Here is a 12,286-nt window from a genome sequence, read left to right as displayed (position 1 = left end):
CCTTCAGCTGTCCTGACGCATGCGCCAGAGTTGAAAAATGTTCACACCCGCATAAATGAATGCCGCCAGAGCGGCAAAATCAAACAGCAGCGCGTGCCGGGCTGTCAAACCCAGCGCGGGGCCAATGAACAGGTTCATGGCGAGCCAGATCACCATCGTCACCGCAATGACGATGCCGATATGTCGGCCCTTTCGGGCTATAGCCTGATCCTTGTCCTTGTCCATCATCCCCCGATGCCCCGATGGGACACCCGTTTAGTCTTTGTAGGTGCCATCTTCCTTGGCACGTTTGGCAAATTCAGTTTCCTCACCCGCCGCAAGCTTGGCTGCCTGTTCAATCCAGCCATCGCGCTCGATCCGGCCCTTGAACTTCAACCGTGCATCGACCCAGGCGACCTGTTCCGGTGTCCAGGCAGCGATCTGATCATAGTGGAAGAAGCCCAGCTCGTTCAGCGTCTGCTCCAGCTTGGGGCCTACGCCTTTCAACAGTTTCAGGTTATCTGCCTTGCCATCGCGCGCGCCTGCCAGTGTTTCGGGCTGGTCCTCTTTCGCTGCCTTCGCCTCAGCGGCCTGTTTCGCAGCAGGTTTCGCCGGGGCTGGCGCTTTGGGCGGCTTCGGTGCCGCTTTGGTCGCTGCCGCCTTGCCATCCTTGCCCAACCAAGGGGTCAGGATCGGAACCTCGGTCCCATCGATGCGTTTGACCGTATCGCCAATACCGGTGGCCAGTTCGACGCAGGCGTTATACCGGGCCTTTCCGGCCTCATGATCGGTCAGACTGGTCAGCCCTTTGAGCGGTTCAGCCGCATAACGTCCGTTTTGTGGGCCCGGCGTCGGAACTTTCCCCGCCACCAGATCATCGAGGATCTTGCCAAAGCTCTCGGCGGTCAGGTCTTCGTAGTAATCCTTGCCGATCTGCGCCATCGGCGCATTGGTGCAGGAGCCAAGGCATTCGACCTCTTCCCAACTGAGCTTGCCATCAGCCGACAGTTCGTGCGGTTTCGCCGAGATCTTTTCCTTACAGACCGCAATCAGGTCCTCTGCTCCGCAGATCATGCAAGAGGTCGTACCACAAACCTGAATATGCGCAGCCGACCCAACGGGTTGCAGTTGGAACATGAAGTAAAACGAAGCAACCTCAAGCACACGGATATAGGCCATACCCAGCATGTCGGCGACGGATTCAATCGCCGGACGGCTCAGCCATCCCTCTTGTTCCTGTGCGCGCCACAGAAGCGGAATGACCGCGCTGGCCTGACGGCCTTCGGGGTATTTGGTGATCTGCGCTTCGGCCCATTGCTGGTTGGCAGCGGTGAAGGCAAAGCTTTCGGGTTGTTCGGGATGAAGACGGCGGAGCATTAGCGGTCAATCTCTCCAAATACGACGTCCATGGTGCCGATGATGGCGGCGACGTCGGCCAGTTGGTGGCCTTTGGCAACGTGGTCCATGGCTTGCAGGTGCAGGAAGCCCGGTGCGCGCAGTTTGGCGCGGTAGGGTTTGTTGGTGCCGTCGGCAACCAGATAAACGCCGAACTCGCCCTTGGGGGCTTCGACGGCAGCATAGACCTCACCAGCAGGCACGTGGAAGCCTTCGGTATACAGCTTGAAGTGATGGATCAGGCTCTCCATCGAGGTCTTCATGTCCGAGCGTTTCGGTGGAGTGATCTTGCCGCGTGCCAGAACGTCACCGGGGCACTCGCGGATTTTGGCGATGGCCTGACGGATGATCAGCAGCGACTGGCGCATTTCCTCCATGCGGACAAGATAGCGGTCATAGCAATCGCCGTTCTTGCCGACGGGAATCTGGAATTCAAACTCATCATAGCACTCGTAGGGCTGCGCGCGACGCAAGTCCCAGGCCAGACCCGATCCACGCACCATCACGCCCGAGAAGCCGTATTTCTGGATGTCATCCTCGGTCACCACGCCGATATCGGCGTTGCGCTGCTTGAAGATGCGGTTTTCGGTCAGCAGCCCGTCAATGTCATCAAGGACGCTTGGGAATTCGTGACTCCAGGCCTCGATATCGTCCAGCAGTTCGGGCGGCAGGTCCTGATGGACACCACCGGGGCGGAAATAAGCGGCGTGCAGGCGGGCGCCACAGGCTCGCTCATAAAACACCATCAGCTTTTCGCGTTCTTCAAAACCCCACAGCGGCGGGGTCAGAGCGCCCACATCCATCGCCTGCGTGGTCACGTTCAACAGGTGATTCAGGATGCGTCCGATCTCGGAATACAGCACCCGGATCAGCGAGCCCCGGCGCGGCACCTCGACCCCGGTCAGCTTTTCGATGGCCAGACACCAGGCATGTTCCTGGTTCATCGGTGCCACATAGTCCAGACGGTCGAAATACGGCAGGTTTTGCAGATACGTCCGGCTTTCCATCAGCTTTTCGGTGCCACGATGCAGCAGGCCGATATGCGGGTCGCAACGTTCGACAATCTCGCCGTCCAACTCGAGCACCAGACGCAAAACTCCGTGCGCCGCGGGGTGTTGCGGGCCGAAGTTGATGTTGAAGTTGCGGATCTTCTGCTCGCCGCTCAGCGCGTCCGTGCTGCCGTCATCATATCTTGAGCCGTCCATCAACGCCCTCGTTTCTTCTTTGCTTCGGCCCGAACCCGGACCTTTTCGGCCTCGACCGCCTTGACCGCAGACCCGGCCAGTAGAACCCCAAACGCGCCCAGAATGACCAACTCACCTATCATCTCAGCGGCGCTCCAACTCTTGCAGTTTCAGCCCGACCCACCACAGCAATGCGATCGTGCCAAAGGGAACCAGACACAGCAGGCACCAGTATTTGTTGATCCCGAAGAACGGCAAAATCTTCACCATCGGAATGATGGTCAGCGCAGACAGGATCAGCCACCAGATGCCACCCATTATTCGGTCTCCTGTTTCTCATCCCCCGGCAGAATGTAGTTCGCACCTTCCCATGGGGACATGAAATCAAACTGACGGTACTCCTGCACCAGACTGACCGGCTCGTAGACGACGCGTTTCTGCGCCTCGTCATAACGCACCTCGGTGTAGCCCGTGGTCGGGAAATCCTTGCGCAGCGGATGGCCACGGAAGCCATAATCCGTCAGGATGCGCCGCAAGTCTGGATGGCCCGAGAACAGGATGCCGAACATGTCGAACACCTCACGCTCGAACCAGTTGGCCGAGGGGTGGATATCGACTATCGAAGGCACCATGTCATCTTCGCGGATCGAAACCCGCAGACGGATGCGCTGGTTCTGGTACATCGAAAGGAAGTGGTACACCACGTCGAACCGCTTGGCGCGTTCGGGGTAATCGACGCCGGTGATATCCACCAGTGTCGAGAACTTGCAGTTTTGGTCCGACCGCAGAAATTCTACGAATTCCACGAGGTTCGACGGCGCCACATCGACGTTCAGCTCACCATGGGTCACATCCCAGGACAGAACACAATCGGCTCGTTTCAGTTCAAGCTGGGTGCCGAGTTCTTTGAGTGCTTCGCTCATCTACCCTTCCCCTCAGCGTACAATTGTGCCGGTGCGGCGGATTTTGCGTTGTAGCTGTAGCAGACCGTAAAGCAGCGCCTCGGCGGTCGGAGGGCAGCCGGGCACATAGATATCCACGGGAACAACTCGGTCGCAGCCGCGCACAACGGAATAAGAATAGTGATAATAGCCGCCGCCATTCGCGCAGGATCCCATCGAGATCACATAGCGCGGCTCGGGCATTTGGTCGTAAACCTTACGCAACGCAGGGGCCATCTTGTTGGTCAGCGTGCCAGCCACGATCATCACGTCAGATTGGCGCGGAGAAGCGCGCGGGGCGATGCCGAAACGTTCCGCATCATAGCGCGGCATCGAGGTGTGCATCATTTCAACCGCGCAGCAGGCCAGACCAAAGGTCATCCAGTGCAGCGAACCGGTACGGGCCCAGTTGATGATATCCTCGCTCGAGGTCAGAAGAAAACCTTTGTCCTGCAACTCGGCATTCAGGGCCTGGGTGGCGACTTCCTTGTCGACGCCAGCGGTGTTTGCACCGGTCATCACTCCCATTCCAAGGCCCCTTTCTTCCACTCATAGGCAAAGCCGATGGTCAGCACGGCCAGAAACACCATCATCGACCAGAAGCCGACATCGCTGATATCGCGGAACCCGACGGCCCAGGGAAACAGGAATGCGATCTCAAGATCGAAGATGATGAAGAGAATCGAGACCAGATAGAATCGGACGTCAAATTTCATTCGCGCATCGTCGAAGGCGTTGAAGCCACATTCATATGCGCTGACCTTTTCGGGGTCGGGATTGCGGACAGCCAGCACAACGGCGGCAAGAATCAGGACGATTCCAAGGCCTACGGCAACGGCCAGAAACACCAGAATCGGGAGGTACTCCCGCAGCAGGTCTTCCACGAATAGCTCCTTTCTTGCGCACGCATCTTGTCGGGTGCGCCGTCAATTGGCGTGTTGACTGGACATTCTCTATCCCCGCCGGGTCAGAGGGTCAACCGAACACAGCCCCGTTCACCATCAAACATACGCTTGACAGCGCGGCATAGAATCGCATTTCGCGCGTTTTGCATTGGCTTGCGGAAACTCGGTAAACTTACTTATTCCATGCAGGTTTACGTTTTTCGAAGAACGCCGCGATCCCTTCACGCGCCTCTTCCGTTTCCCAGCGTTCGACCAGTTCGTTGATGGTCTGGTCGATTGTGGCATCATCAATACGAGGTCCCAGAGTTCGAACCAGTGCCTTGGCAGATGCAACCGCCCCCGGCGCGCACGAAAGATAGGGCAGGACTTCATCTTCTATCGCGGCCGCAAGCTGCTCGGAGGGCACAGCCTTTGCCAGCAATCCCAGATCAACCGCTTCGGGCGCATCGAACAACCGGGCCGACATGAACACACGCCGTGCCCGCGCCTCACCCATACGAGCGATAACATAAGGGCCGATTGTCGCCGGAATCAGCCCCAGCCGGGTCTCGGTCAGTCCCATCTTCAGACTATCTACACCGATGGCGACATCGCACACGGCGGCCATCCCAACGCCTCCGCCAAAGGCGTTGCCTTGCAGCGCCCCGATCAGGGGTTTGGGCATTGTGTTCAACGCCTGCAACATCTCGGCCAGCTTGCGCGCTTCGACAAATCGCGTCGCCTTGTCGGCCGCCATCTGGTCCTGCATCCACCCCAGATCACCACCGGCGCAAAACGTCTTTCCCGCAGCGGCCAGAACGACCACCCTGACAGAGCCATCCTGACCCAGTTGCGACGCGGCCTGTGTCAGCTCGGTAATCATTTGACCCGACAGCGCGTTGTGCTTTTCCGCCCGGTCCAGAGTTAACGTGGCAACACCGCGTTCGTCTGCTGAAATCGAGATTGTTTCGAACATGTTAGCCTCTCAACGCCTTGGCCATCTGCGCGGCCTCTTCGACCACATCGATATCCAGACCGGTTTGGTAGCCCAACCGGTGCAAATGCGCTGCAACGGTTTCAGTCGCGACATTGCCCGCGGCCCCCGGAGCATACGGGCAACCGCCAAGCCCACCCACGGCCGCATCGAACACGCGCACCCCCAGCGAAAGTGCCGCATCGATATTGTCGATTGCACGCCCATTGGTGTCATGAAAATGCCCGGCAAGCCGCGTCACAGGAACCCTTTCCCGCACCGCCAGAAGCATATGAGCGATCTTGTCTGGCGTGCCTTGCCCGATCGTGTCCCCCAAAGACACCTCGTAACAGCCCAACGCAAACAGCCGGTCGGCAACTTCGGCCACTTTCTCGGGCGGGGTCGGGCCGTCATAAGGGCAATCCGTCACGCAAGAGACATAGCCGCGAACCGGAAGGTCGATATGGCGCGCCGCTTCGAGAATCGGCGTGAACCGTTCGATTGACTCGGCGATCGAGGCATTGATGTTTGCCTTGGAAAACCCCTCGGAAGCAGACGCAAAAATGGCAATCTCATCCGCTTTGGCGGCCAGCGCATCCTCGTATCCGCGCATATTCGGCGTCAACGCCGCGTAACGCACTCCGTCCGCGCGGGTAATACCGGCCAGAACCTGCGCCGACCCCGCCATTTGAGGAACCCATTTGGGAGAGACAAAGCTTGCAACTTCGATCCGACGGAACCCGGCGCGGCTGAGGCAATTGATCAGCGCCACCTTGTCGGCAACCGGTATCTCACGTGTTTCGTTTTGTAGCCCGTCGCGCGGTCCAACTTCGTAGATTTCGACCAGATCACCCATGTCAGAACCCCTTATGGCTTGTTCTCATTCCAAATACGGATCGCGCGACCGTGCCACGTCAAACCGCGCGGGTACAGATCACTCTTCTTCCAAACGCACCAAAGCCGCCCCAGCCTCGACCTGCGCGCCATCTTTGACCAGCACCTCGGCCACCACACCATCTCGCGCGGCTAGTAACGAATGCTCCATCTTCATCGCTTCGAGAATAGCCAAACGGTCGCCTTCTTGAACGGTCTGCCCCGCGGTGGCAAAGACTGCCTTGACCAGACCCGGCATCGGCGCCTCGATCACGTTGGTGTCACCCGTCGCGCTGGCATCCCGGTCAAGCGGATCTATAACGTCGAAACTGCGACCGTAGTCAGTAAATACGGTCAAAGTAGTTCCGCTGACAGCCACCCGGGGCATCGGTGCGCCGCTCAGCGCCCACCGCCCCGAGATCCGCTCGGCCACGACACGGTGTTCGCCCAACTGCCAAAGCTGGCGATCCGACCCGTCGACTTGCACGTCCAGATCAAGAACCTCTCCCTGATCGGACAATTGCACTGCCCGATGCAACGGAGCCCAGAGCGAAAACCCGGTGTCAGGCGTGACATTAACCAAATCCAGTGCGGTCATCGCAGCCGCAACAGCGGTTGTGGCCGAAGTCGGCGATTCCTGCACCAACCCGTCAAGATCGCGCCCGATCAGGCCCGTATCTACATCGCCCGAGGCAAATCCGTCATGGCGGGTCAGCGCGCCCAGAAAGGCGAGATTCGTAACGGTGCCCGCCACTTCGGTCTCCCTCAGCACTCGGTTCAACGTCTCAAGGGCGACGGCGCGGGTCGGACCGTGCACCACCACTTTGGCAATCATCGGGTCATACCACGGGCTGATCGTGTCGCCTGCGCGAACGCCACTATCCGCACGGCAGTTGGCCGGGAAAACCAGATGGGTCAGTGTACCTGTCGCCGGCAAGAATCCTTTCGGCACGTCCTCGGCATAAAGCCGGGCTTCGAAGGCGTGGCCCGAGATCGACAGATCATCCTGTTGCCTGGGAAGGCTCTCTCCAGCAGCAACGCGCAACTGCCATTCCACCAGATCGACGCCGGTGATGGCCTCTGTCACCGGATGCTCCACCTGTAGGCGCGTGTTCATCTCCATGAACCAGAACCTGTCTGGGCGCAGCCCGTCCGAGGCATCGACGATGAATTCAACCGTGCCTGCGCCTTTGTACCCGATCGCCTCGGCGGCGCGCACGCCCGCCTGCCCCATCGCCTCGCGCATCTCAGCCGTCATACCCGGCGCCGGAGCCTCTTCGATCACCTTCTGATGGCGGCGTTGCAACGAGCAGTCGCGTTCGAACAGATGCACGGCATGTTTACCATCGCCAAACACCTGCACTTCGATATGGCGAGGTTTGGCCACGAATTTCTCGACCAGCACAGCGTCATTGCCAAAAGCGGTTCTGGCTTCGCCCCGTGCGCTGTCCAATGCGGAATGAAAATCCTCGGGGCGTTCGACCAGACGCATACCTTTGCCGCCACCGCCTGCAACGGCCTTGATCAGAACCGGATAGCCGATGGTGTCAGCCGCCCCCGCCAGATGCTCGGGGTCCTGATTGTCGCCGTGATAGCCCGGCACCACGGGCACGCCCGCGTGCTCCATCAACACCTTGGCTGCGTCCTTGAGGCCCATTTTGCGGATCGCATCCGCTGATGGGCCGATAAAGGTCAAACCAGCAGCTTCGACCGCGTCAACGAAATCGGGGTTCTCTGACAGGAAGCCATAACCGGGATGGATCGCCTGCGCGCCCGTATCCAGCGCAGCCTGAATAATCACATCACCCTTCAGATAGCTTTCCGCCGGGGCGGGGCCGCCGATATGAATGGCCTCATCCGCCATCTGCACATGCTTGGCCGCCGCGTCCGCATCAGAATAAACAGCAACGCAAGATACGCCCATCCTCTGAGCGGTTTCCATAACCCGGCAAGCAATCTCGCCCCGGTTGGCAATCAGGATTTTGTTGAACATAGCTTACCCCTCAACCGCCAGATCTTCGACAAGGCGAAATCGTTCGCATAGCAGCTCCATCTCCGGATCAAATCCGCCATTGCGTTCGAAATACTGGCGATGCCCCTCTCTCCATCCCTCAAGCGTTTCATTTTCGCCCTCTGCCAACGCGAAATCCTCGGTTACGTCGCAGTATCGGCAGGTCGAGACCTCGACCGTTTCGATCACCAAGGCCGGACGATCATCCCATTCCATCGCAATATCCCTCCGACCGACCACAGGAGTGTCAGGGCTGCCTTCGGGATAGTCGCGCAACGCACCGCAGGTTGCCGTTTTCCGCCCTGATCGTACCAATGCCAGCAGCTCAGCACTCAGCCGGGCATTGTCACCAAACTTGAAAGTCTGGGCACCCGGATAGCGTGCCATGACGTCATTCAATGAAACGTTCATCTTACATCCTGAACACGCCGAAACGTGTCTCCTCAATCGGGGCGTTCAGTGCGGCGCTCAGCGACAAGGCCAACACATCGCGACTTTTGCGCGGGTCGATGATGCCGTCATCCCAGAGACGGGCCGAGGCATAAAGCGGGTGCGATTGCTCTTCGAACATGTCCAACGTCGGACGTTTGAATTCGGCCTCTTCTTCTGCCGACCAGGTGCCGCCCTGTCGTTCGATCCCATCGCGCCTGACGGTGGCCAGAACACCGGCTGCCTGCTCGCCCCCCATCACCGAAATCCGCGAATTCGGCCATGTCCACAGGAACCGCGGCTGATAGGCCCGACCGGCCATTCCATAGTTTCCAGCCCCGAACGAGCCGCCGACCAGCATGGTGATCTTGGGCACGTTGGTAGTGGCCACGGCGGTCACCATCTTGGCCCCATGCCGCGCGATGCCTTCGTTTTCGTATTTGCGACCAACCATGAAGCCGGTGATGTTCTGCAAGAAGACCAAGGGCGTTTTGCGCTGCGAACACAACTCCACGAAATGCGCGCCCTTTTGCGCGGCCTCCGAGAACAGCACGCCATTGTTGGCAATGATCCCGACGGGACACCCTTTGACATGGGCAAAGCCGGTGACCAGTGTCTCGCCAAATCGGGGTTTGAACTCATCAAATCGAGAGCCATCGACCAGCCGTGCAATCACTTCACGGATGTCATAGGGCGTGCGCAGGTCGGCGGGAACAACTCCCAGAATTTCCTCCGGATCAAAAGCTGGCTCCTCGGGTGCTTCGAACCGTAGGCCGGGCTTCAGCCCGGCACCCCCCAATGACCCGACAGCCCGCCGCGCCAATGCCAGCGCATGTGCGTCATCCTCGGCCAGATAATCTGCCACACCCGACAGGCGCGTGTGCACATCGCCGCCACCCAGATCTTCAGCGCTGACAACCTCACCCGTTGCAGCTTTGACCAATGGTGGCCCTGCCAGAAAGATCGTGCCCTGTTCCTTTACGATGATCGTCACATCGGACATCGCAGGTACATAGGCCCCACCCGCCGTGCATGATCCCATCACCACGGCGATCTGAGGGATACCCTTCGCGCTCATCCGCGCCTGATTGTAGAAGATACGCCCAAAGTGGTCGCGGTCGGGGAACACCTCATCCTGATTGGGCAGGTTCGCGCCGCCGCTGTCGACCAGATAGATGCAGGGCAGATGGTTTTCCTCGGCAATCTCCTGCGCGCGCAGGTGCTTCTTGACGGTCATCGGATAATAGGTGCCGCCCTTCACGGTGGCATCGTTACACACCACCATGACTTCGCGCCCCTGCACCCGGCCAATCCCCGCGATGACCCCGGCACAAGGTGCTGCATCGCCATACATCCCATGCGCCGCTGTCGCGCCGATTTCCAAAAACGGAGACCCCGGATCAAGCAGGTTCGCCACCCGCCTGCGCGGCAACATCTTGCCTCGGGATTCATGCCGCGCTCGGGATTTCTCACCGCCCCCCATACGGGCGGTTTCGGCAGCAGCAGAGATTTGCGCCAGCGCATCGAGATGAGCGGCGCGGTTTGCCTTGAAGCCCTCGGAGCCGGGCATGGCTTTGGATGTGAGTTTCATTTTCGTTCACCCTCCAGCAGCCGGTCTGCATGCCGCAAATCCAGCCACCTCAAAGTTGCATTCTTTAATTGGCACTGTTTTTCAGACAAATCGGCACCGCAAATTGCTTGAGTAACTTCCGACGCACGCTGCAAAGCATTGGCATACGAAAAACGCCTGACTTCCGTTAGGTTCGGGTTCACAGGCAATGATTTCGAAATTTCTTCACTTCGAAATAGAATATGCTCAACCAAAATGTCGTGACATATCTCGCCATAAGAGTTCGACTGCTCCCGTGTACAATATTCCAACGCTAACAAGACACAGTCGGTTTCCAGTTCGGTTTTCGAAACCGTCATCACCGTTTCTTCGCTGAGTCGCGCGCACCCATCTAACCAATCTTCAACGCCGAGGACGGGCTCATGGAACTGACTCGGATCATCGTCAGTACTCAGTGCTGCTGACGGAAAGATCAGAGCGACCGAGGCCGACCATAGTAACCTGCTTATGACGCGAGTCTCTCTCACGAACCAATCTCCCCCGCCGCCCGCGCCTTCAGTTCCTTTCGGATCACCTTCCCCGTCACCGTCATCGGCAGCTCCTCCAGAAACGCGACCTCACGCGGATAGGAATAGTGCGCCAAACGGTCTTTGACCCAATCCTGCAACTCCTGGCCCGCCGCCTCAGCACCCGGCTTCAACACCACATAAGCCTTCACGATCTCAGTCCGCAGCGGGTCGGGTTTTCCGACCACACCCACAGTCGCCACGGCTGGGTGGGTCAGCAGGCAATCCTCGATCTCGGCGGGGCCGATGCGATACCCAGCGGACGTGATCACATCATCGTCCCGACCGACAAAGCGCAGATAGTCGCCCTCCCACACGCCGCGATCACCGGTGATCAGCCAGTCGCCGCGAAACTTGTCTGCGGTCGCTTCGGGGCGGTTCCAGTATTCCAGCAGCATCGAGGCCGAGCCGCGCCGGATGGCGACGTCGCCCTCGTCCCCGGTCGGGCTTCCGTCCTCATCAATCACCGCAACCTGATGCCCCGGCACCGGTTGGCCGATACAGCCGGGGCGCACAGGGAAATCTTCGGCGCAGGAGGATACGACCATGTTGCACTCGGTCTGGCCGTAAAACTCGTTGATCGTCAGACCAAAGGCCTTCTGTCCCCATGCCAGCATTTCGGCACCCAGCGGTTCACCCCCGGACGCGACCGAGCGCAGACCGGGGATCACCTGATCTGCTGCCTTGAGCATTCGCAGCGCCGTTGGTGGGAAAAAGACGTTCCGCACCCCGCCACGCGCGATGATGTCAGCGCAGGCCTCGGGGGTGAATTTCTCAAGCCGTGCCGCGACAACAGGAATGCCCAGCGCAAGACCCGGCATCAGCACGTCGAACAACCCGCCGATCCACGCCCAATCCGCCGGGGTCCAAAGACAGTCGCCTTCGCGCAAGTGATTATGGCTAATCGAAACCCCTGGCAAATGACCGGTCAGAACCCGGTGCCCATGCAGCGCGCCCTTCGGGCTGCCGGTTGTGCCTGAGGTGTAGATCAACACAGCCGGATCGTCAGGACCGGTCGTGGCGAATGTTACAGCGGGACCGTCTTCGCCAATTTCCGATGCAATCAAGGGCGTGGCCAGATCACCCAACAGATCAGCCCCTTCGGCGTCGGTCAGTACAATCCGGGCACCAGCGTCACTGACCCGCGACCGCAGCGCGTCCTGCTTGAACAGTTTGAACAAAGGGACCGACACAGCCCCGATCTTCCAGATCGCCAGATGGGCCGCCGCGCACCATGGCGACTGGCTCAGCAACACTCCGACGCGATCACCGGGTTGCACATGGCGCAATAATGCGCGGGCTATTCCGTCTGTCATTTGCGACAGCTGCGCAAAGCTGATGTGCTGCGGGTCCGGTCCGGTCAAATCGATCAGCGCGACCCGGTCCCCCGCATGCCGCAGGCACTGCTGCGCCATGTTCAGCCTGTCCGGCAGATCCCAGCCTCCATCCGGGCGCAAACCCGGTATGCGCTCAACGGTCAG

The 12,286-nt window shown here is 59.4% G+C and carries 15 protein-coding genes; all 15 read right to left on the bottom strand.

Features of this window, described 5'->3' with window-relative positions; all coding sequences use genetic code 11:
* Window positions 1-3: 3 nt before the first annotated feature.
* The 15 genes from ACR0LL_RS01270 to ACR0LL_RS01200 all read right to left on the bottom strand — a co-directional run bounded on the left by ACR0LL_RS01270 (window position 4) and on the right by ACR0LL_RS01200 (window position 12,286).
* Entirely contained in the window at window positions 4-225 is a 222-nt protein-coding gene (locus ACR0LL_RS01270) for a DUF5337 domain-containing protein (RefSeq protein ID WP_209598087.1), read from the bottom strand.
* A 30-nt stretch (window positions 226-255) separates the two neighbouring features.
* On the bottom strand, window positions 256-1,356 hold the full coding sequence (gene nuoE / locus ACR0LL_RS01265) for an NADH-quinone oxidoreductase subunit NuoE (RefSeq protein ID WP_480583181.1): 1,101 nt from the start codon (window positions 1,354-1,356) through the stop codon (window positions 256-258).
* The gene (locus ACR0LL_RS01260; protein ID WP_171631140.1) at window positions 1,356-2,579 is read right to left on the bottom strand and encodes an NADH-quinone oxidoreductase subunit D; all 1,224 of its coding nucleotides are present in this window, start codon (window positions 2,577-2,579) and stop codon (window positions 1,356-1,358) included. The genes nuoE and ACR0LL_RS01260 overlap by 1 nt, the downstream gene beginning before the upstream one ends.
* A complete protein-coding gene (locus ACR0LL_RS01255; protein WP_480583178.1) occupies window positions 2,579-2,701 on the bottom strand; it encodes a hypothetical protein in 123 nt (40 codons plus the stop codon). The genes ACR0LL_RS01260 and ACR0LL_RS01255 overlap by 1 nt, the downstream gene beginning before the upstream one ends.
* Window position 2,702: 1 nt before the next feature.
* Window positions 2,703-2,876 (bottom strand): hypothetical protein, encoded by a 174-nt coding sequence (locus ACR0LL_RS01250; protein WP_010442775.1) that lies wholly within the window; start codon window positions 2,874-2,876, stop codon window positions 2,703-2,705.
* Window positions 2,876-3,481 carry an NADH-quinone oxidoreductase subunit C gene (locus ACR0LL_RS01245; protein WP_267362853.1) on the bottom strand — a complete coding sequence of 202 codons (606 nt, stop codon included), beginning with the start codon at window positions 3,479-3,481 and terminating at the stop codon, window positions 2,876-2,878. Before ACR0LL_RS01245 ends, ACR0LL_RS01250 begins: the two co-directional genes overlap by 1 nt.
* Before the next feature lie 12 nt (window positions 3,482-3,493).
* A complete protein-coding gene (locus tag ACR0LL_RS01240) occupies window positions 3,494-4,027 on the bottom strand; it encodes a NuoB/complex I 20 kDa subunit family protein (RefSeq protein ID WP_209504454.1) in 534 nt (177 codons plus the stop codon).
* On the bottom strand, window positions 4,018-4,383 hold the full coding sequence (locus tag ACR0LL_RS01235) for an NADH-quinone oxidoreductase subunit A (RefSeq protein ID WP_209504455.1): 366 nt from the start codon (window positions 4,381-4,383) through the stop codon (window positions 4,018-4,020). The genes ACR0LL_RS01240 and ACR0LL_RS01235 overlap by 10 nt, the downstream gene beginning before the upstream one ends.
* 193 nt (window positions 4,384-4,576) lie before the next feature.
* Window positions 4,577-5,359, bottom strand: coding sequence for a crotonase/enoyl-CoA hydratase family protein (locus ACR0LL_RS01230; RefSeq protein WP_480583175.1), 783 nt, complete (start codon window positions 5,357-5,359; stop codon window positions 4,577-4,579).
* A gap of 1 nt (window position 5,360) precedes the next feature.
* The gene (locus ACR0LL_RS01225) at window positions 5,361-6,212 is read right to left on the bottom strand and encodes a hydroxymethylglutaryl-CoA lyase (RefSeq protein WP_267362861.1); all 852 of its coding nucleotides are present in this window, start codon (window positions 6,210-6,212) and stop codon (window positions 5,361-5,363) included.
* A gap of 78 nt (window positions 6,213-6,290) precedes the next feature.
* Window positions 6,291-8,222, bottom strand: coding sequence for an acetyl/propionyl/methylcrotonyl-CoA carboxylase subunit alpha (locus ACR0LL_RS01220; protein ID WP_480583172.1), 1,932 nt, complete (start codon window positions 8,220-8,222; stop codon window positions 6,291-6,293).
* 3 nt (window positions 8,223-8,225) lie between these two features.
* Window positions 8,226-8,651, bottom strand: coding sequence for an ASCH domain-containing protein (locus ACR0LL_RS01215; protein ID WP_480583170.1), 426 nt, complete (start codon window positions 8,649-8,651; stop codon window positions 8,226-8,228).
* A 1-nt stretch (window position 8,652) separates the two neighbouring features.
* Window positions 8,653-10,260 (bottom strand): carboxyl transferase domain-containing protein, encoded by a 1,608-nt coding sequence (locus ACR0LL_RS01210; protein WP_480583168.1) that lies wholly within the window; start codon window positions 10,258-10,260, stop codon window positions 8,653-8,655.
* Window positions 10,257-10,766: a hypothetical protein gene (locus ACR0LL_RS01205; protein ID WP_480583166.1), complete on the bottom strand. Its 510-nt coding sequence runs from the start codon at window positions 10,764-10,766 to the stop codon at window positions 10,257-10,259. The genes ACR0LL_RS01210 and ACR0LL_RS01205 overlap by 4 nt, the downstream gene beginning before the upstream one ends.
* A complete protein-coding gene (locus ACR0LL_RS01200) occupies window positions 10,763-12,286 on the bottom strand; it encodes an AMP-binding protein (protein WP_480585231.1) in 1,524 nt (507 codons plus the stop codon). Before ACR0LL_RS01200 ends, ACR0LL_RS01205 begins: the two co-directional genes overlap by 4 nt.

This window comes from Ruegeria sp. AI2, assembly GCF_056541275.1.
Note: the sequence above shows the minus strand (reverse complement) of the source record. Positions and strands in the feature narration are given on the sequence as shown.